Source organism: Escherichia sp. E13S3, from assembly GCF_004212325.1.
In the GTDB taxonomy this organism is placed as follows: domain Bacteria; phylum Pseudomonadota; class Gammaproteobacteria; order Enterobacterales; family Enterobacteriaceae; genus Escherichia.
The window spans coordinates 213,158-233,467 of record NZ_RHJR01000007.1 but is presented as its reverse complement, the minus strand read 5'-3'; the positions used below and the strand labels follow the sequence as shown (position 1 = coordinate 233,467).

Below are 20,310 nucleotides of genomic sequence, written 5' to 3'. Positions count from 1 at the left end.
TGTATCGTAATCTGGTCAACAGGTGAGGAAAACGCCCCAAATATCGGGGCGCAAATGATTGTCATGCTACTGGGTTTTCAGTTAGCGCCTCCGCAGGCTGGCTGCTGGATTTGTCCCGCAGCGTAAAGACCGAAATAATCGTGAAGCAACCGGCAATCGCCCCCAGGATGAGATAGGTTTCAGCAAAGCCAATGGTGTCATATAGATAGCCGGCAATGGGTGAATAGATTGCCGTGGCGATGGATGCCACAAAAAGCACCAGCAGGTATACCGTCGAAGAGAGTTTATGATCAAAGTTAGCCGCGATAAATTTAAACACAGACACCAGGATCAGTGGTTTTTCGATGGCGTGCATCATTTTAACGGCCGCAATCCACACAGGTCCCAGTTGGATAGCTGAACCGGCAATGCGTAGCGACATAATGGTTCCGGCAATCACTAATGCCCATTTGGCGCCAGTGCGGTTAACAAACCACGGCATCAGACAGAGAAATAAGGTTTCTCCACAGACCTGGACAGAAGCCAGAATTCCGTACCAGCGATTGCCTTCTTCTGGCGTCGGAAATTGCAGCGAAAAATATTGTGCGAATTGTTGATCGTAGGTGTCATAAATTTGCGTTACGAACAGAGTGAACATCAATAAAAACCAGAACTGACTATTTTTCGCCAGTTCAAGCGCATGGATAGCTTTCAGCGAATTGGTTTTTTCAATTTCCGCCTCGGTCAGTTCAATTTTGGTAAACATAAAACAGATTGCGGCGATCACAATGGCACAGCTTGCCAGCCAGAAAGAGAGATTAGGGCTGGTATCAATGTATTTACCCACAATCCACGCGGCGGCAGCCCATCCCAGAGAGCCCCACATTCTTACGCGACCATATTCAAAATGATAACGGCGCGAAACTTTATCTATCCAGGAATCCAGAACGCCACAGCCAGAATTAAAAATGATCCCCAGGTAAACACCACCCAAAACAGCGCCCAGCCAGAAGTTATGAACCAGAAGCGGGGCATACACATAAATAAAGAATGGGCCTACGGGAAGTAATAATGCGACGAGGATCCAGATGAGTTGTTTCTTAAGACCAAATTTATCGGAGATAAAACCGAAGAACGGCTGCATTAATAACGCAATGAAAGCATTAACGGAATAAAGCAATCCTGTGCGAGTGGCGGTAATTTCCAGATGCTGTGTCGTCCATATGACAAAAAATGCCATCGTTGCCGACCAGGCGAAGAGGTACAGAAAATCGAAAATACTGAGCAAAATATAATTACGTTTACCGGGCAATAACATAGCCATATCCTCAATCACTGGCGTTGGGTCATTTACCGTTGGCACAGGCATTAGCTGTGCTTACTGGTTATTGTTTTGGTATGCATCTCCGGAAATGTCATACGTTAACAATTTCATTTTTACTCTGACCCTGACCGCGATGATTAGGCAATGTGTTAAATGAATGTTTGAGATTTACATCACAATTATTGCTGATAATAAAAAAGATTTAGCGAAACAGATCACTAAATCTTTTTATGAGAACGTATTACTTTTATGCCTTTCTTGTTAGCTCATCTGCCAGTGTGCGAAGGTGTTCAGCAATATTCATCAGATCAGTCTGTGGTGAGTGCAGGGGACCAGCAGAGTTACGCACGACCAGGCGACTGGGAAGGATGGTAGAAGAGCGGAGCATCGCGTGTTCATCGTCCGGCTGTAAAATTTGTTGAACGGCAATTTTCCCTTGTAAATCAAAGTCGATTGCGACGGTCGTTAGCGAAGGTTCAAAAAACGCACTCTCATAGGTGTCGTCATAGCCTATGACAGAAATATCTTGCGGGATTTTACGTTTTTGTTGATGTAAGGCGCTTAATGCCCCCAATGCCATCTGATCATTGGCGATCAGAAGAGCGGTCGCCTGTGGTGTTTCACGTAGCATCTGTAACGTCGCCAGATAGCCGCTTTGAGCGTCCCAATGACCGTAATGAATGGCCAGCGGCGTCAGTTGGAGTGAAGCGAGGGTATCGCGCCAGGTATTGAGTCGTAGCCGCGCGGGTACTGAATTTTCAGGGCCAGAGATCAAGCAAAATTGACGATGCCCCAAATCGTAAAGATGTTTCACGCTGGCGCGTGCACCTTCTGCGGGATTAAAGGTGACGTTAAATACCGGGCTATAAGGGTCCACGTCGAGAAACAGACACAATACATCGCTGTTTTCAGTAACCAGTGTTTCAGCCAATGCCGTTTCCAGTGGTGCGTTGATAATAATCTTTGTTACCCGTTGTGCTTTTAATTCATTAATTGCAGCCTGAATACCTTTAATATCAACATCGTCAATCATGGATATCAGTACCTGATATCCCTGTTCTCCGGCATATTTTTTCACTGCTGCCGCAATTTGCGAGGGGGCATGCAGGGCAAGTGAAGTTGTAACCAGCCCGACTGTTTTGCTCTCTTTCCCTACCAACTGTTGAGCTACGCGATTTGGAACGTACTTAAGTTCGGCAATGGCTTGTTCAATTTTTTGACGTGTTTTAGCAGACACGTTCGCTGAATTGTTAAGCACCCTCGACACTGTCTGATAAGAAACATTGGCATGACGAGCAACATCGGCAAGGGTTGCAGCTTTGGTTTTCATATTCGCCCCGGCTAAAAGATTTGTCACAGTATACCGCAGTGAATGTCATACGTATCACGCTCACCTGTCTCAGTGCCGGTAAGCTGAACCGACGAACCTGTTTGAAGGGAAAAACGCGTACTTGATCACATTCCTACCGGACATTCCTTGCATAACGAAGCAATAAATTACTAGATGACAGTATTGTGAACGAATAACATTTTTTGTCTGTTTAAAACAATTCAGGAGTCAGCATGGACAAGTACCCACCGATCATCCCCAGAGCCCCATGGTTACTTCATGGAGCTGATTACAATCCGGAGCAATGGTTACATGTCCCTGGGATTCTGGAGAAAGATATCGCCATGATGCAACAGGCTGGTTGTAACACCATGTCGGTGGGCATTTTTAGCTGGTCAATACTGGAACCCACAGAGGGTGAGTATCGCTTTGACTGGCTGGATGAGGTGCTGGATAAACTTCATGCTGGTGGGATCTCTGTCTTCCTCGCAACACCAAGCGGAGCCAAACCCGCCTGGCTTGCTGCTCGTTATCCGGAGGTTCTGAGAGTTAGCGCCTCACGCGAGAAAATGCTTCACGGTGGTCGCCATAATCACTGCCTTTCTTCGCCAGTGTATAAAGATAAAGTGACGCAAATTAACCGTAATCTGGCGCAGCGATACGCCAATCATCCGGCGGTTCTGGGATGGCATATCAGTAATGAGTATGGCGGAGAGTGTCATTGTAATGGATGCCAGCAGGCGTTTCGCCGTTGGTTGCAGACGCGTTACGCCACTCTTGAGGCGCTTAATCAGGCATGGTGGACTGGCTTCTGGAGCCATACATACACTGACTGGTCACAAATTGAATCTCCTTCCCCAATAGGTGAAATGTCCAACCACGGTTTGAATCTTGACTGGCGGCGCTTTGTCACATCGCAGGTAAAAGAGTTCTATCAAATGGAAATCGCGCCGTTAAAAGCTGAACGCCCCGATTTACCTGCGACGACCAATTTTATGTGGTATTTCAATGACTACAACTACTGGACATTAGCCGAAGTGGTTGATTTTGTGAGTTGGGATAGCTACCCCATGTGGCACAAACAGGAAGATGAACGCGCCGTAGCCTGTAAAACAGCGATGTATCACGACCTGATGCGTACCTTGAAAAATAAACCGTTTATTCTGATGGAATCCACGCCCAGTCAGACAAGCTGGCAGCCAACCAGCAAATTGAAAAAGCCGGGAATGAATATTCTTTCTTCCTTACAGGCCGTCGCTCACGGCGCAGACGGCGTGCACTATTTTCAGTGGCGTAAGAGTCGTGGTGCCGTGGAGAAGTTTCATGGCGCGGTGGTTGATCACGTCGGCCATCTGGAGACGCGTACCGGGCGCGAAGTCATACAACTGGGGCAACGGCTGGCTCATCTTAAACAATTGGTTGGGACGAAAACGCAGGCAAAAGTTGCCATTATTTTCGACTGGGAGAACCGCTGGGCGGTCAATGATGCTGCCGGGCCGCGCAATTGCGGTATCCACTACGAACAAACGGTAGTGGAGCATTACCGACCTTTCTGGGAGCAGGGCGTGGCGGTCGATATTATCAATGCTGATTGTGATCTTACGGGTTATCAGTTAGTTATCGCCCCAATGCTCTATATGGTTCGCGATGGATTTGCTGCTCGTGCTCGTGCCTATGTCGAAGCTGGTGGCAATTTTGTCACCACTTACTGGTCCGGGATTGTCAATGAAACCGATTTATGTCACCTGGGTGGGTTCCCTGGCCCGTTGCGTGACCTGATGGGCGTATGGGCTGAAGAGATTGATAGTCTTAATGATTATCAGCATAACGACGTTATCTGCGAGCCGAATGCGTATGGACTGCAGGGGCAATGGCAGGCACGGGAATTATGTGCGGTTATTCACGCCGAAGGTGCTCAGGTTCTGGCGCGCTATGGTGAGGATTTTTATGCGGGTACACCTGCGTTAACGGTAAATCACGTCGGACAAGGTCGTGCTTTCTATGTGGCTTCGCGTAATGATGCGTCATTTCATCAAGCGTTTGCCGCGATGTTGATCAACACACTTCATCTCCCAAAAGCACTTGCTACTGAACTTCCTGCTGGCGTTATTGCAACGCGTCGGACAGACGGCGATCAGGAATGGGTTTTTGTACAAAATTACACTGCTCATGTACAAAATGTTGTGCTTCCTGGAGCGTGGCGAGTGGCGGAAACGGGCAAGGCTTGTTCACAACAATTAGAACTGGCACCGTGGGGATGTGAGGTACTGGAAAGAGAAATAATGTAAATTAATATTAATAAGATGTGAAGTATTGATCCTTGACAGCGTTTTGCTCAAAAAATAGCCATACTATTTAATTGCAACAAGGTTGAAAAGAGGAGGATCGAAGTATGTTCGTTGACAGACAGCGAAGCGACCTGCTGAACCGGTTGAAAGACGCACAAGTTGACCTCGCTGCGTACGTGCATCTGAGGAAGGCCAAAGGATACATGTCCGTCAGCGAAAGCAATCATCTACGAGATAACTTTTTTAAACTGCATCGCGAATTGCACGATAAATCGCTGCGGTTGAATCTTCATCTGGATCAGGAAGAGTGGGGTGCTCTTCATCACGCTGAAGAAGCATTAGCGACAGCCGCAGTATGTTTGATGAGCGGGCATCATGATTGCCCAAATTTTATTACCGTCAACGCCGATAAGCTTGAAAATTGTCTGATGAGCTTAACGCTGAGTATCCAGAGCCTTGAAAAGCACACCATGCTTGAGCAGGCCTGAAAACTAAGGGGGAGAAAGCATCTCCCCCTTCATGTTTAAGTTTTTGTAAAAATGAATTTGTCATCTCCTCCACTGACTACGCTTTAAGCCAGAGTCAATCCGGAGGCGTTATGCATCGACAATCTCTTTTCCTTGTGACCCTTTTCTGTGTTTCTTCCGCTCTCTGGGCGGCACCTGCAACGGTAAATGTCGAAGTATTGCAAGACAAACTCGACCATCCCTGGGCGCTGGCCTTTTTACCCGATAATCACGGTATGTTAATCACGCTGCGTGGTGGCGAGTTACGCCACTGGCAAGAAGGAAAAGGATTATCTGCGCCGCTGGCTGGTGTGCCGGAAGTCTGGGCGCACGGGCAGGGAGGCTTGTTGGATGTAGCTTTAGCGCCTGATTTTGCCCAGTCTCGCCGCATCTGGTTAAGTTATTCAGAACAGGGAGATGATGACAAAGCCGGTACTGCCGTAGGTTATGGCCGTTTGAGCGATGATCTGACAAAAATAACGGATTTCCGCACCGTTTTTCGTCAGATGCCTAAGCTTTCTACCGGTAACCATTTTGGTGGACGGTTGGTGTTTGACGGCAAAGGTTATTTGTTTATTGGTCTGGGGGAAAACAATCAGCGCCCGACGGCGCAGGATCTGGATAAATTACAGGGCAAACTGGTACGTCTGACCGACCAGGGCGAGATCCCGGATGATAATCCTTTTGCAAAGGAATCCGGTGCGCGCGCTGAGATCTGGTCTTACGGCATTCGTAATCCGCAAGGGATGGCTATGAATCCGTGGAGCAATGCGCTGTGGCTGAATGAGCATGGTCCGCGCGGTGGTGATGAAATTAATATCCCGGAAAAAGGCAAAAATTACGGCTGGCCGCTGGCATCCTGGGGCATCAATTACTCGGGACTTAAAATACCGGAAGCGAAAGGGGAAATCGTTGCCGGTACCGAACAACCGATTTTCTACTGGAAAGATTCGCCCGCCGTGAGCGGTATGGCCTTCAATAACAGCGACAAATTTCCCCAGTGGCAGCAAAAATTATTTATTGGCGCGTTAAAAGACAAAGATGTCATCGTGATGAGCGTCAAAGGCAATCAGGTAACGGAAGATGGCCGCATATTAACGGACAGAGGGCAGCGAATTCGTGATGTTCGCACTGGGCCCGACGGTTATTTGTACGTATTGACCGACGAGTCCAATGGCGAATTACTGAAAGTAAGTCCACGTAATAATTAGCTAACGGGGATCATCACCACTTTACGCACTGCGGGGCGTTCAGTGAGCTGTTGATACCAGCGCTCCAGATTTGGACGCGGTGTCCAGGTCAGACCGACGTTAAACAAATTGTAGATAAACGGTGCAATAGCGATATCACCCACGCCAAATTTATCACCAGAGAACCATTTCACTTTTGCCAGTTCCGCATCAAGAAGGGCAAACAGAGCGTCGCATTCCTTGCAACTGGCATCAATGGCGGCCTGGTCGCGCTCTTCAGGCGGTGTTCTGACCAATCCCATCAGGATCCCGCGATGGGCATTACTGAGCGTCTGGTTTGCCCAGTCCATCCATTTTTCCGCTTCTGCACGACGTGCTGGCGAGTCGATCCACAAGCGGTTTTGCCCGTACTGTGCTGCCAGGTAGCGGACAATGGCGTTCGATTCCCAGAGAATTAAATCACTTTCGTCGTCGCGCAACAGCGGCACCAGCCCGTTGGGATTCATCGCCAGAAAGTCGGCGTCATGGTTTACTCCAAACTCACGGCCCGCGAGAATTTGCTCATAAGGCAGATCCAGTTCTTCGAGCGTCAGCAACACTTTTTTTACGTTGGTTGAATTATTCCGACCCCACAGCGTAATCATACTCACCCCTTTTTACACAGGCAGCCACAGGCTGAACAGGACTCTGATGGTGGAGTAAAGTTAACTTTTAAGCAACAGTTGGTAAAAAAATGACGCCAGAAGCAGCGAAGCGGCAGGATATTGCATAAACTTTAAAAACTTTACCAACTTACGGTTTCTTTAAGTTTGTGTGTGCGTTATTAATCACCGAACTTATCATACGGCGATATAACGTATTTTTTTTGAATGGATACTCGGGTGGCATTTATGACGCAATACTCCTCTCTCCTTCGTGGTCTTGCAGCGGGTTCTGCATTTTTATTCCTTTTTGCCCCAATGGCATTCGCGGCGGAACAAACCGTTGACGCGCCGAGCGTGGATGCGCGTGCATGGATTTTAATGGATTACGCCAGCGGAAAAGTGCTGGCTGAAGGTAATGCGGATGAGAAACTGGACCCAGCCAGTCTGACCAAAATCATGACCAGCTATGTGGTTGGGCAGGCGCTCAAGGCCGATAAGATTAAACTCACCGATATGGTGACGGTCGGTAAAGATGCCTGGGCGACGGGGAATCCGGCGCTGCGCGGTTCATCGGTGATGTTCCTCAAACCGGGTGATCAGGTTTCGGTGGCCGATTTAAACAAAGGCGTGATTATTCAGTCCGGTAATGACGCCTGTATTGCGCTGGCAGATTACGTCGCGGGCAGTCAGGAGTCATTTATTGGCTTGATGAATGGTTATGCTAAAAAATTGGGCCTGACCAACACCACCTTCCAGACGGTGCACGGCCTCGACGCACCGGGGCAGTTTAGTACCGCACGCGATATGGCCTTGCTGGGCAAAGCGTTAATCCACGATGTACCGGAAGAGTACGCCATTCATAAAGAGAAGGAATTTACCTTCAACAAGATTCGCCAGCCTAACCGTAACCGTCTGCTGTGGAGTAGTAATGTCAATGTCGATGGCATGAAGACCGGTACTACGGCAGGAGCCGGTTACAACCTGGTGGCCTCCGCGACCCAGGGCGACATGCGTTTGATCTCTGTGGTACTGGGAGCGAAAACCGATCGTATCCGTTTTAATGAGTCCGAAAAGTTGCTCACCTGGGGCTTCCGTTTCTTTGAAACCGTGACACCAATTAAGCCTGATGCCACCTTTGTGACCCAGCGAGTCTGGTTTGGCGATAAGAGTGAAGTGAATCTCGGTGCTGGCGAAGGCGGATCGGTGACTATTCCGCGTGGACAACTGAAAAACCTGAAAGCCAGTTATACATTAACCGAACCGCAGCTCACCGCACCGCTGAAAAAAGGCCAGGTCGTCGGAACCATTGATTTCCAGCTTAATGGTAAATCTATTGAACAGCGTCCGCTGATCGTAATGGAGAATGTGGAAGAGGGTGGATTCTTTGGTCGGATGTGGGATTTTGTGATGATGAAATTCCATCAGTGGTTTGGTAGCTGGTTCTCTTAATCTTGAGATGACCGGATGACGCGTTGACGTCATCCGGCGATGCTTAATTAATACATTAACTTAATACGCTGCGTTTGCGCGTACTTCACATACTCATCTTCCGGACTACGATCGCTTACTACGATATCAAAGCGTTTCAGGTCGCCCATGCGCGCCGGACGTACTTTACCAAACTTACTGTGGTCGACAACCAGCACATGCTTTTGCGCCATCGACATAGCCCAGTGTTTTACCGGCAACTCTTCAAGATTAAAACAGGTTGCGCCTTTTTTGATATGTACACCCGCAGCGGAATAAAAAGCGATATCCGGACAAAAATTATTCAGCGTTTGTTGAAAATCGATAGGTTTGAAGATGGCGTTGCTGGCGTGAAATTCTCCACCACTAAGAAACGCCCGGCAATGTGGTTTCTCTTGCAGCGCCAGAAAGGTATTTAGTGAATAACAAACGGCGGTGAAAGGGATTTCATTATCAATCGCTTCAATAATCCAGGGCGTAGTGGTGCCGCAGTCAAAAAAGAGGGTCTGACCGGGTTCTACCAACGTCGCGGCTAGTTTCGCAGCGCGGCGTTTTTCTTCCACCAGACGGGATTTTTGGTCGCTTAGCAGGTAATGGCTGGCGCTGCGTGGTTCGAGAACGATATAGCCGCCGAGTAATACGACGGGGGCGCTATTGTTATTCAGGTCGCGACGAATCGTCATCTCTGAAACCCCAAGTAGGGCGGCGGCGTCCTTCAGATGTAACTTATCGCTGCGTTTTAATTCCTGGAGTAATTGCCCGATGCGCTCTTCGCGACGTGTTTCCATATTCCCTCTGAATAGTTATTGAAGCGAGCCGCCTGATATTACACGTTTTATCCGAAATCAGCCACGTACCCAGCCTTTACGGATCGGTAAGGCGAAACAGAAGCGATACCACGATTGCAGTCGCTGGTAGAGCATCGCCCCCGCAGCTTGCCAGATAATCTGCGCGCTAAGGCAACCAATCATTCCCGCCAACAATCCACCAAGCATATCCAGTGGCCAGTGGACGCCAAGGTAGACCCGCGACCAGGCAATAATTACGGCCAGCACCATGAGAAGCGATCCGGACCACAAACGATGCCAGATTAAAAATGCCAGAGCGAAGGTGAAGATCACTGTGCCGTGATCGCTTGGGAAAGAGTCATCCGCCGCATGGTGCAGGAAGTTATAGCCGATATTCTCGACAAACGGGCGGTCATGCGGAAATAAATGACCCATCCCCCAGGAAACAAACAGACTTACAGCCAGTGCGATCGCTATTTTTATCACTATCTGCCGTTGCGCCGTACGTCCCCACAGCCAAAGTACCCCGGCCAGTAGCGGCACCACAGTAATCAAATCTTTGGCAATAAAAATCGCCAACGAGATCATCCACGGAGAAGAATCTGGCGTGGCATTAATTAGAGAGAATAATGAGTAATTGAGATTTTCCAGCATAACTTCCAGACTCATAAGGTGTTTAATGGGGAGCCGTCAGGCAAGGCGGTGAGAATAAGGTGCATGTTAAACAGGGTAAAGCGGCATCGTCTTATTTCTCATAAGCGGCCCGTATTATGTGAAGTAATGGTAACGCGCGGTAGTTAAATAAAGCTTAAAAAAGAGAGTCTAATCGCCGATTAATGTAAGAATGTGCTTAAGGGGCAAAAATTGCTTTCTCGTTAGCCGCGCTTTTATTAAACTTTGCGCGATTATTATTGGCGAAGAAATTGCATGCAAAATAGATTAGCTAATGGTGCCAGACTTGGACGTCAGGCATTACTTTTCCCTCTCTGTCTGGTGCTCTACGAATTCTCAACCTATATCGGTAACGATATGATTCAGCCCGGTATGTTGGCCGTGGTGGAACAGTACCAGGCGGGCATTGATTGGGTTCCTACCTCGATGACCGCGTACCTTGCGGGTGGGATGTTTTTACAGTGGCTGCTGGGGCCATTGTCGGATCGTATTGGTCGCCGTCCGGTGATGCTGGCGGGCGTAGTGTGGTTTATCATCACTTGTCTGGCGATATTACTGGCGCAAAACATTGAACAATTCACGCTGTTGCGCTTCTTGCAGGGCATAAGCCTCTGTTTCATTGGCGCTGTAGGTTACGCCGCAATTCAGGAATCCTTCGAAGAGGCGGTTTGTATCAAGATCACCGCGCTGATGGCGAACGTGGCGCTGATTGCTCCGCTACTCGGCCCGTTGGTGGGCGCGGCGTGGATCCATGTGCTGCCCTGGGAAGGGATGTTTGTATTATTTGCCGCATTGGCAACGATCTCCTTCTTCGGCCTGCAACGTGCCATGCCAGAAACCGCCACGCGTATAGGCGAGAAACTGTCGCTGAAAGAGCTCGGGCGTGACTACAAGCTGGTGCTGAAGAATGGTCGCTTTGTTGCGGGGGCGCTGGCACTGGGGTTTGTTAGTCTGCCGTTGCTGGCGTGGATTGCCCAGTCGCCGATTATTATCATAACCGGCGAGCAGTTGAGCAGCTATGAATATGGTTTGCTGCAAGTTCCCATTTTCGGCGCATTAATTGCGGGGAACCTACTGCTGGCGCGACTGACCTCGCGTCGCACCGTACGTTCGCTGATCATTATGGGCGGTTGGCCGATTATGATTGGTCTGTTGGTCGCCGCTGCGGCAACGGTCATCTCATCGCATGCGTATTTGTGGATGACCGCAGGGTTAAGTATTTATGCTTTTGGTATTGGTCTGGCGAATGCGGGACTGGTGCGATTAACCCTGTTTGCCAGCGATATGAGTAAAGGTACTGTCTCGGCGGCGATGGGGATGTTGCAAATGCTGATTTTCACTGTCGGTATTGAGATCAGTAAACACGCGTACCTGAACGGCGGCAACGGTCTGTTTAATCTCTTCAACCTTGCCAACGGAATTTTGTGGCTGCTGCTGATGTTTATCTTTTTAAAAGATAAACAGGTAGGAAATTCACACGAAGGGTAAAAAAATGCCTGATTGCACAACGCAATCAGGCATTTTCGAATTAATGGTGATGGTCATCGATCTGATGTTCGATAACCATCCCTTCGCCAACGCTGGCAAGGTGACGAACATACGGATGTGGACGGTAAGCTGGAGCAGGAGTCGGAGCCACATAGACGGTTTGCGGCACAGTAGCGACACTGACTGCTTGTGGAACGCTGACAGAATCAGGGACCACTACCACTTTGTATCCACTCGGCACATCGACGGTAACGCTTTGCGCCATCGTTGCACCGGCAAAGCTCATGAGAAACGCGCCCAGCAAAACATAATTCTTCATAATCATTTCGCCTGAAATAATTCGGTGGGTTAATTTCTGCGAATTATGCAGCCTTCATTCAGGCGTTGTGTTGCCGGGCGTGCTGCCGTTTTATTGATTAAATGGCGCTTCGTGTTTAAGAACTTTATCAATCACGTCCAGTACGCCTTCACGGTTATTGGAACCTGCACGATATTTCGCCGCTGCAACAACCGCGCTGCCGGCATTTTCCATTGCGAAGCTGTACCCTGCCTGACGCAGCATCTCAATATCATTACCGCCATCACCAAAGACCACGACTTCGCTGTCGTCTATTCCCCATAATTTCTGGAGTTGACGCAGGCCATTGGCTTTATGCACGCCGGGGATGATTAAATCGATGCTGCCGTTGCCGGTATGCACTGGCACCATAATATCGCCGATGGCTTCATGTAATGCTTTCTGCACTTGTGGAATCAGTTCATCGGAAAGATTCAGGCCAAACTTGAAGAAGATATCTTCTAAGTTGTCAAAGTTATCGACGTATTCCAGACGGTGATAATACATTTCCGCCACAGTTTTCATGGCATCGTCATATTTTTTGAGGGTATAGGCGCTATTTTTGCCGCAGGCAATAATTTCCACTTCCGGGCGCGTCAGCAAATGCGCCACGACAGTGGCAAAAGCATCTTTCGATAGCTCACCATTAAAAATATCTTTGCCTTCGCTCACTACCCAGCCGCCATTTTCCGCCACAAAAGCAATTTCATCGGCAATTTCGGGGAAGAATGAGATCAACTGATAATATTGATTCCCGCTGGCAACCACAAAGCGAATACCTTGTGCTTTCATCTGCTGATATTGGGCCATAAACCGCTCGCGGTTATAGGTTTTTTGATCGCTTAAGAAAGTACCGTCCATGTCTACCGCAATTAATTTAATGCCCATCAACTATTCTCCATCGCAGTCTGCGTTTTTGTATCGGGTTTGGCGACGGCTTTTGCGACGATAGCCGCGAGAATAACCAGCGCCAGTACAACCAGCATTGCACTACGTAATCCATAATGTTCGCCGAGATAGCCCAGCAGCGGCGGCCCGACGAGGAAAGCCAGATAACCGGTCGTGGCCACTACGCTGACACGGGTTGGCGCATCGGGGCCGGTATCACTGGCGGCTGAAATGGTCAGCGGGAAGCCCAGCGAGGCACCCAGTCCCCAAAGTACAACAGACACTCCGGCGACCCAGGCGCTATCAACAAAAATAATTAGCCCGATACCCAACGCACCCATTAGTGCACTGGCACGTACCACGGCAACGCGGCTGTAGCGATCAATAAACCAGCCGCCGGTAAAACGTCCAACGGTCATCCCCAGGGTAAAACCGGCATAAATCAGCGAGCCGGAAGTAGGGCTAAAACCGTGACCATCAACCATTAATAAGGGTAACCAGTCGTTGGCAGAACCTTCTGCAAAAGCCATTGCCAGCACCACGACACCAATTAATAGCAACTGAATATCGCGATAAAAAGGAACCCCTTTTTCACTATGCTGCGTGCCATCGGCAGCATTTTTTCCCGTACCGTCAGGGATTGCCTGAATAGCGATATAAATAGGCGCGATGCCCACCAGCGCCGCCAGCAAAATGTGAACAGTTGCCGGAACTCCAAAGGCCGTCAGCGCCATCCCTACACCAGCCCCCGCCAGCGTACCGAGACTGTAGAAGCCATGCATCATCGGCAAAACCGTTTTATTCATTTCTCGCTCAACGGCAGCACCTTCAACGTTTATCGCCACTTCTGCGGAACCAAAACTGGCTCCAAAAACGCCAAGACCAACGGCAAAGAGCACAGGAGATGTCAGCCAGAGCGCCAGGCTTAATATCATCATCCCGATCAATGCGCAGGACATCGTGACCAGGATGACATTACGCGTCCCAAAGCGTTTTACTAACCACGCCGAGCAGAGAATACCGCTCATCGAACCGATCGACAGACCAAAGAGCACTCCGCCCATTTCGGCGATAGAGACAGAAAGAATGTCGCGGATAGCGGGCGTTCTGGTTGCCCAGGAAGCCATTAGAAGGCCCGGCAAAAAGAAGAACATAAACAGCGCCCAGGTACGGCGTTTCAATGCATTACGTGAAGAATTTACTGTCATAGATCACGTCAAAAAAAGAAGAGAGAAGACAACCTTAGCAAGGTTGTGTACATTTGTACACAATTGCAGAGAGAGGAAATGACATGCGTCGCGCTAACGATCCACAACGGCGAGAAAAAATCATCCAGGCCACTCTCGAGGCGGTGAAACTTTACGGAATACATGCCGTGACGCACCGTAAAATAGCTACCCTTGCTGGGGTACCGTTAGGGTCGATGACCTACTATTTTTCAGGAATTGATGAGCTATTACTGGAGGCGTTCAGTAGCTTTACGCAGACTATGTCACGGCAATATCAGGCATTTTTCCTCGATGTCAGCGATGCCCTCAGTGCCTGCCAGGCCATCACTGAAATGATCTACAGCTCGCAGGTTGCAACGCCGGACAACATGGAACTGATGTATCAACTCTACGCGCTGGCCAGTCGAAAACCGTTATTAAAAACAGTGATGCAAAACTGGATGCAGCGCAGTCAGCAAACACTCGAACAATGGTTTGAACCTGGAACGGCCCGGGCTCTGGATGCTTTTATTGAAGGGATGACGCTGCATTTTGTCACTGACCGTAAGCCGCTATCGCGCGAGGAGATTTTACGGATGGTGGCACGAGTGGCGGGGCAGGAGATAAATTTCAGGCAACAAAAAACCCATCAACCTTGAACCGAAATGGCGGGGTTGATGGGCTCCACAAAATGGGGACATCAAAGAAAAGCAGTGGCACTAATTAAGACTGATGCCCCAAAGAAAAGTTCGCCGATTGTACAAAAAAATTTCATTTTCAGGGCAACTTCAGTTTTATCCGAGTCCTGGCCATACCATGACAATGATTGTCCCGGCCAGCGTTAGCAGTACGTTAGCTATTGCATAAGTACCCGCATAACCTAAGGCTGGGATGTTACTGCGTGCGGTGTCGCTGATGATCTCCATTGCCGGAGCACAAGTACGCGCGCCCATCATCGCGCCGAACAGGAGTGCGCGGTTCATACGCAGTACATAAGCGCCGAACAGGAAGCAGATAACCACCGGCACCAGACTGACAATCAATCCGGCAATTAACATCTGACCACCGATCGCGCCCAGGCCGTTATTAATGCCGCTACCGGCGCTTAAACCAACGCCTGCCATAAACACCATCAAGCCGAACTCTTTCACCATGCTTAACGCCCCCTGCGGAATGTAACCGAAGGTCGGGTGGTTAGCGCGCATAAAGCCCAACATAATGCCGGCGAATAACAAGCCAGCAGCGTTACCCATGCCGAAGCTAAATGTACTGAACTGGAAGGTGATCATCCCGATCATCAGGCCAATAACAAAGAACGCGCAGAATGCCAGCAGGTCTGTGACCTGGCTGTGAATCGAGATAAAGCCGATGCGGTCAGCAATGGTTTTCACGCGACGGGCATCGCCGCTCACCTGTAAAACATCACCTTTATTAAGCACAACGTTGTCATCAATTGGCATCTCAATCTGGCTGCGGATGACGCGGTTAAGGAAGCAACCGTGATCGGTCAACTTCAGTTGTGCCAGACGTTTACCTACCGCGTTATGGTTTTTGACGACGACCTCTTCAGTGACGATACGCATGTCGAGAAGGTCACGATCAAAAACTTCTTTACCGTTACGGAAGCTGGGATCGAGGCGGGCGTGAGCGTCTGGATATCCCACTAACGCTATCTCATCGCCCATTTGCAGCACGGCGTCGCCATCCGGATTTGCCAGAATCCCGTTACGACGAATACGTTCAATGTAGCAACCAGTTTGACGATAAATACCCAATTCACGCAGATTTTTGCCGTCGGTCCAGGCCACCAGCTCCGGGCCGACACGGTAGGCGCGGATCACCGGCAAATAAACTTTTCGGCTGGCATCGGTGTCCAGGCCACGTTCGCGAGCGATTTGTTGGGCGCTGGTCTGTAAATCCTGGTGTTGCAACTTCGGTAAATAACGAGCACCGACAATTAAACTCACCAGGCCAATTAAATAAGTTAACGCATACCCAAGGCTTAGATTATCCAGTGCTGTGGAGAGCTGTCCGCTTTCCATACCGGAATGGCGTAATGTGTCGCCAGCACCGACCAGAACCGGTGTCGATGTCATGGAGCCAGCCAACATACCGGCCGTCAGACCGATATCCCAGCCAAACAGCTTACCCAACCCTAAGGCGATCGCCAGCGCACTGCTAACCATCACCAGAGCTAACATTAGGTAATTTTTCCCATCGCGGAAAAAAATGGAAAAAAAGTTGGGTCCGGCTTCGACCCCGACGCAGAAAATAAACAACATAAAGCCAAGATTAAGCGCGTCGGTGTTAATGCTGAAATGTTGTTGCCCTAATAGTAACGATACGACTAAAACGCCAATGGAATTACCCAGTTGGATTGAACCAAGTCGTAATTTTCCTAGACATAGTCCAAGCGCAAGGACTACAAATAATAACAGAATGTAATTCCCATTTAACAATTCGGCGACGTTTATATTCACGGAGACTAACTTCTTGTTTACGAGTAAGCTGTTGAAAGAAATGGTAATTTAAGATAATGTTTTTACCTGAAATCAGGGCGCGGATTCATTCAGCGCACATAAGCAATAGTAAAGAAACAATATATTTTACTAGTGTAATCACATTAAGTACCAACGGCTATAAAAATTGCGTTGGCCTATATTAGCATGGAATGCGAAGCGGCTTTATCTTACTGAACGCCATAGTGGCGAAAATGTGTTCGATAGAGGCAGTGTCAGGAGGAGCGAGTGAAACATAAACAACGTTGGGCGGGGGCAATCTGCTGTTTTGTCCTCTTCATTGTAGTGTGCCTGTTCCTGGCGACGCAAATGAAAGGCGCTTTTCGGGCTGCCGGGCATCCTGAAATCGGCTTGCTGTTTTTCATTCTTCCTGGAGCGGTTGCCAGCTTTTTTTCGCAGCGTAGAGAAGTCCTTAAACCGCTGTTTGGCGCAATGCTGGCGGCACCGTGTTCTATGTTAATTATGCGTCTGTTTTTTTCACCAACACGCTCATTCTGGCAAGAGCTGGCATGGTTATTGAGCGCCGTATTCTGGTGTGCGTTGGGGGCGTTGTGTTTCTTGTTTATTAGTAGTTTGTTCAAGTCACAGCACAGAAAAAATCAATAAAGCCCTCAAACAGAGAGGGCTTATCCGGCAATCAGGCTTCAAGATTCTCTTTCACCCAGGCAGCAAAATCGGTATAGCCGCCGATGTGTTGCTGATCGACAAAAATCTGCGGTACGGTTTCTACTGGTTTACCCGCTTTCTGTTGTAAATCTTCTTTGCTAATCCCTTCTGCACGAATATCAACATACTGATATTCAAAGTCATCGCGTTCATTACTCAGTTTGTCTGCCAACTCTTTAGCACGCACGCAGTAAGGGCAACCCGGACGACCAAAAATAACGGTTTGCATTGTTTCTCTCCTCATCTGTTTATGTCCGCCATGATTACGCCAAAATTTATTCGCTGAAAGTAGGTTTAACCTGTTGCATTGATTGCTTAAAGCTATAACTGTTAAGCACAACGCAACGAAAGGTTTTAAAATAGCAATTCACTTTGCAGAGGGAAGCTTATGCGCGCGATCGGTAAATTACCTAAAAGCGTGTTGATACTGGAATTCATCGGCATGATGTTACTGGTGACGGCGCTGCTGTCGTTAAACCATTACCTTTCGCTTCCGGTGCCGTTTTCGACGCCAGAGATACAAATTCTGATGATTTTTCTCGGTGTTTTGCTCATGCTTCCCGCTGCGGTGGTGGTTATTCTTCAGGTGGCAAAACGGCTTGCCCCACAATTGATGAACCGCCCACTGGAATCTTCACGTTCAGAAAGAGAAAAAGATAATGACGCCAACCATTGAACTTATTTGTGGCCATCGCTCCATTCGCCATTTCACTGATGACCCCATTTCTGAGGCGCAGCGTGAGGCGATTATCAACAGCGCCCGAGCGACTTCCAGTTCCAGTTTTTTGCAATGCAGTAGCATTATTCGCATTACCGATAGAACGCTGCGTGAAGAACTGGTAACGCTGACCGGGGGGCAAAAACATGTGGCGCAAGCGGCGGAGTTCTGGGTGTTCTGTGCCGACTTTAACCGTCATTTACAGATCTGTCCGGATGCACAACTTGGCCTGGCGGAACAACTGTTGCTCGGTGTCGTTGATACGGCGATGATGGCGCAAAATGCGTTAACTGCAGCGGAATCGTTGGGGTTGGGCGGAGTATATATTGGTGGACTGCGCAATAATATCGAAGCTGTGACAGAACTGCTGAAGTTACCAAAGCATGTTCTGCCGTTGTTTGGTCTGTGTCTTGGTTGGCCTGCGGATAACCCGGATCTCAAGCCGCGTTTACCCGCCTCTATTGTAGTGCATGAAAACAGCTATCAACCGCTGGATAAAGACGCTCTGGCGCAGTATGACGAGCAACTGGCGGAATATTATCTCACCCGTGGCAGCAATAATCGTCGGGATACCTGGAGCGACCATATTCGTCGGACAATCATTAAAGAAAGCCGTCCTTTTATTCTCGATTATTTGCATAAACAAGGTTGGGCGACGCGCTAAAACCGTAACGCCGATGTATTATACGCGGGCTTTTGACCAGGTCTGACAGAGAGGTGCAGGGTGAAAATTGCCATATTGTCCCGGGATGGAACGCTCTATTCGTGCAAGCGGCTGCGTGAAGCCGCTATACAGCGTGGTCACCTGGTTGAAATTCTCGATCCGCTTTCTTGCTATATGAACATTAATCCTGCGGCGTCTTCTATTCATTATAAAGGCCGCAAGCTACCCCATTTTGACGCGGTGATCCCACGCATTGGCACCGCCATTACCTTTTATGGGACGGCGGCGCTACGCCAGTTCGAAATGCTGGGGAGCTATCCGTTGAATGAATCGGTTGCGATTGCCCGTGCACGTGACAAATTGCGTTCCATGCAACTGTTAGCGCGACAGGGCATTGACCTGCCTGTAACAGGTATGGCGCATTCGCCGGATGATACCAGCGACTTAATCGAGATGGTCGGTGGTGCGCCGCTGGTGGTCAAGTTGGTCGAAGGCACGCAGGGGATTGGAGTGGTGCTTGCGGAGACGCGTCAGGCAGCAGAAAGCGTAATTGACGCTTTTCGCGGTCTTAATGCGCATATTCTGGTGCAGGAATATATAAAAGAAGCAAAAGGCCGTGATATCCGTTGTCTGGTCGTTGGCGATGAAGTGGTCGCGGCAATTGAACGGCAGGCGAAAGAGGGCGATTTTCGCTCCAATTTGCATCGCGGAGGTGCGGCAAGCATTGCCAGTATTACCCCGCAGGAGCGTGAAATTGCCATAAAAGCCGCGCGAACGATGGCTCTGGATGTTGCTGGTGTGGATATTCTGCGTGCAAATCGCGGACCGTTAGTGATGGAGGTGAATGCGTCGCCCGGTCTGGAAGGAATAGAGAAAACCACCGGTATCGACATCGCGGGTAAAATGATCCGTTGGATTGAGCGCCACGCCACGGCAGAATATTGCTTAAAAACCGGTGGTTAGTCGCAATAACGTGACTGATCATGGTTTTGCCTGCGCTTTTTGCGTAAGCTGTGCCAGTCTTTTTATCGGAAGAGGTTGTACAAAATTATGACATCGCTGGTCGTTCCTGGTCTGGATACGTTGCGTCAATGGCTCGATGACCTGGGGATGAGTTTTTTTGAATGTGATAACTGTCAGGCGCTACATCTGCCGCATATGCAGAATTTCGACGGTGTCTTTGATGCCAAAATCGACCTGATTGATAACACGATCCTGTTTTCTGCCATGGCGGAAGTCAGACCTTCAGCCGTGTTGCCGCTGGCGGCGGATTTGTCGGCCATCAATGCCAGTTCACTGACTGTGAAAGCATTTCTTGATATGCAGGATGATAATCTGCCAAAGCTGGTGGTTTGCCAGTCTTTATCCGTTATGCAGGGCGTAACCTATGAACAGTTTGCATGGTTCGTACGCCAGAGTGAAGAGCAGATTTCGATGGTCATCCTTGAAGCCAATGCCCATCAACTGCTGTTGCCGACTGACGATGAAGGGCAAAATAACGTTACCGAAAACTATTTCCTTCATTGATAACTCTTTTTGAGCACGCAGTCGCTGCCGCAGTGACTGCGCATTATAATATTTCCTGCTAAATTTAACCTTCCATTAAAGATTTTTTCACTTGTCTTGTGCCGAAT

At 49.0% G+C, this 20,310-nt stretch carries 21 protein-coding genes; 11 read left to right on the top strand and 10 right to left on the bottom strand.

What is annotated here, in order from left to right:
- Window positions 1–61: 61 nt before the first annotated feature.
- A complete protein-coding gene (locus tag D9597_RS09045) occupies window positions 62–1,297 on the bottom strand; it encodes an oligosaccharide MFS transporter (RefSeq protein WP_130215051.1) in 1,236 nt (411 codons plus the stop codon).
- Window positions 1,298–1,550: 253 nt separating this feature from the next.
- Complete coding sequence (locus tag D9597_RS09040) at window positions 1,551–2,633, bottom strand: LacI family DNA-binding transcriptional regulator (RefSeq protein ID WP_130222158.1); 1,083 nt, start codon at window positions 2,631–2,633, stop codon at window positions 1,551–1,553.
- A 233-nt stretch (window positions 2,634–2,866) separates the two neighbouring features.
- On the opposite strand from D9597_RS09040, the gene D9597_RS09035 reads away from it, so the two are divergent.
- The 3 genes from D9597_RS09035 (at window position 2,867) to D9597_RS09025 (ending at window position 6,638) form a co-directional block, all read left to right on the top strand.
- Complete coding sequence (locus D9597_RS09035; RefSeq protein ID WP_130222157.1) at window positions 2,867–4,921, top strand: beta-galactosidase; 2,055 nt, start codon at window positions 2,867–2,869, stop codon at window positions 4,919–4,921.
- A 104-nt stretch (window positions 4,922–5,025) separates the two neighbouring features.
- Entirely contained in the window at window positions 5,026–5,409 is a 384-nt protein-coding gene (bssR, locus tag D9597_RS09030; RefSeq protein WP_130222156.1) for a biofilm formation regulator BssR, read from the top strand.
- 110 nt (window positions 5,410–5,519) lie between these two features.
- Window positions 5,520–6,638 carry a PQQ-dependent sugar dehydrogenase gene (locus tag D9597_RS09025; protein ID WP_130222155.1) on the top strand — a complete coding sequence of 373 codons (1,119 nt, stop codon included), beginning with the start codon at window positions 5,520–5,522 and terminating at the stop codon, window positions 6,636–6,638.
- On the opposite strand, the gene gstB is transcribed toward D9597_RS09025, so the two are convergent.
- A complete protein-coding gene (gene gstB, locus D9597_RS09020) occupies window positions 6,635–7,261 on the bottom strand; it encodes a glutathione S-transferase GstB (protein WP_130222154.1) in 627 nt (208 codons plus the stop codon). The genes D9597_RS09025 and gstB overlap by 4 nt on opposite strands.
- Window positions 7,262–7,507: 246 nt before the next feature.
- Here gstB and dacC point away from each other — a divergent pair, with 246 nt between their 5' ends.
- The gene (gene dacC / locus D9597_RS09015; protein ID WP_130222153.1) at window positions 7,508–8,710 is read left to right on the top strand and encodes a serine-type D-Ala-D-Ala carboxypeptidase; all 1,203 of its coding nucleotides are present in this window, start codon (window positions 7,508–7,510) and stop codon (window positions 8,708–8,710) included.
- A 47-nt stretch (window positions 8,711–8,757) separates the two neighbouring features.
- Here the strand turns inward: dacC and deoR are convergent, their stop codons facing one another.
- Both deoR and ybjG read right to left on the bottom strand, forming a co-directional pair.
- Window positions 8,758–9,516, bottom strand: coding sequence for a DNA-binding transcriptional repressor DeoR (gene deoR / locus D9597_RS09010; RefSeq protein ID WP_130222152.1), 759 nt, complete (start codon window positions 9,514–9,516; stop codon window positions 8,758–8,760).
- A 57-nt stretch (window positions 9,517–9,573) separates the two neighbouring features.
- A complete protein-coding gene (gene ybjG, locus D9597_RS09005; RefSeq protein ID WP_130215049.1) occupies window positions 9,574–10,170 on the bottom strand; it encodes an undecaprenyl-diphosphate phosphatase in 597 nt (198 codons plus the stop codon).
- Between the two features lie 273 nt (window positions 10,171–10,443).
- Between ybjG and mdfA the strand changes: the two genes are divergently transcribed.
- The gene (gene mdfA / locus D9597_RS09000) at window positions 10,444–11,676 is read left to right on the top strand and encodes a multidrug efflux MFS transporter MdfA (protein ID WP_130205191.1); all 1,233 of its coding nucleotides are present in this window, start codon (window positions 10,444–10,446) and stop codon (window positions 11,674–11,676) included.
- Window positions 11,677–11,716: 40 nt separating this feature from the next.
- Here the strand turns inward: mdfA and ybjH are convergent, their stop codons facing one another.
- The 3 genes from ybjH to D9597_RS08985 all read right to left on the bottom strand — a co-directional run bounded on the left by ybjH (window position 11,717) and on the right by D9597_RS08985 (window position 14,109).
- Window positions 11,717–12,001, bottom strand: coding sequence for a protein YbjH (gene ybjH / locus D9597_RS08995; RefSeq protein WP_074399644.1), 285 nt, complete (start codon window positions 11,999–12,001; stop codon window positions 11,717–11,719).
- Window positions 12,002–12,085: 84 nt separating this feature from the next.
- Window positions 12,086–12,901 (bottom strand): 5-amino-6-(5-phospho-D-ribitylamino)uracil phosphatase, encoded by an 816-nt coding sequence (ybjI, locus tag D9597_RS08990; RefSeq protein WP_130222151.1) that lies wholly within the window; start codon window positions 12,899–12,901, stop codon window positions 12,086–12,088.
- A complete protein-coding gene (locus D9597_RS08985) occupies window positions 12,901–14,109 on the bottom strand; it encodes an MFS transporter (RefSeq protein ID WP_130222150.1) in 1,209 nt (402 codons plus the stop codon). Before D9597_RS08985 ends, ybjI begins: the two co-directional genes overlap by 1 nt.
- A gap of 83 nt (window positions 14,110–14,192) precedes the next feature.
- On the opposite strand from D9597_RS08985, the gene rcdA reads away from it, so the two are divergent.
- Window positions 14,193–14,768, top strand: a complete 576-nt coding sequence (gene rcdA / locus D9597_RS08980; RefSeq protein WP_130222149.1) for a DNA-binding transcriptional regulator RcdA — start codon at window positions 14,193–14,195, stop codon at window positions 14,766–14,768.
- Window positions 14,769–14,903: 135 nt separating this feature from the next.
- Here rcdA and D9597_RS08975 read toward each other — a convergent pair whose 3' ends face one another.
- Entirely contained in the window at window positions 14,904–16,589 is a 1,686-nt protein-coding gene (locus D9597_RS08975; protein WP_130205201.1) for an aspartate:alanine antiporter, read from the bottom strand.
- Between the two features lie 267 nt (window positions 16,590–16,856).
- Between D9597_RS08975 and D9597_RS08970 the strand changes: the two genes are divergently transcribed.
- Window positions 16,857–17,234 (top strand): inner membrane protein YbjM, encoded by a 378-nt coding sequence (locus D9597_RS08970; RefSeq protein ID WP_130205203.1) that lies wholly within the window; start codon window positions 16,857–16,859, stop codon window positions 17,232–17,234.
- Window positions 17,235–17,265: 31 nt separating this feature from the next.
- Here the strand turns inward: D9597_RS08970 and D9597_RS08965 are convergent, their stop codons facing one another.
- A complete protein-coding gene (locus D9597_RS08965) occupies window positions 17,266–17,523 on the bottom strand; it encodes a GrxA family glutaredoxin (RefSeq protein ID WP_130205205.1) in 258 nt (85 codons plus the stop codon).
- Between the two features lie 159 nt (window positions 17,524–17,682).
- On the opposite strand from D9597_RS08965, the gene D9597_RS08960 reads away from it, so the two are divergent.
- From D9597_RS08960 to D9597_RS08945, 4 genes are all read left to right on the top strand, one after another.
- Complete coding sequence (locus D9597_RS08960; RefSeq protein WP_130222148.1) at window positions 17,683–17,970, top strand: YbjC family protein; 288 nt, start codon at window positions 17,683–17,685, stop codon at window positions 17,968–17,970.
- The gene (gene nfsA, locus D9597_RS08955) at window positions 17,954–18,676 is read left to right on the top strand and encodes a nitroreductase NfsA (RefSeq protein WP_130222147.1); all 723 of its coding nucleotides are present in this window, start codon (window positions 17,954–17,956) and stop codon (window positions 18,674–18,676) included. Before D9597_RS08960 ends, nfsA begins: the two co-directional genes overlap by 17 nt.
- A 60-nt stretch (window positions 18,677–18,736) precedes the next feature.
- Window positions 18,737–19,639, top strand: coding sequence for a 30S ribosomal protein S6--L-glutamate ligase (gene rimK, locus D9597_RS08950; protein WP_130205211.1), 903 nt, complete (start codon window positions 18,737–18,739; stop codon window positions 19,637–19,639).
- Between the two features lie 87 nt (window positions 19,640–19,726).
- Complete coding sequence (locus D9597_RS08945) at window positions 19,727–20,203, top strand: YbjN domain-containing protein (protein ID WP_000203025.1); 477 nt, start codon at window positions 19,727–19,729, stop codon at window positions 20,201–20,203.
- Window positions 20,204–20,310: the final 107 nt, after the last annotated feature.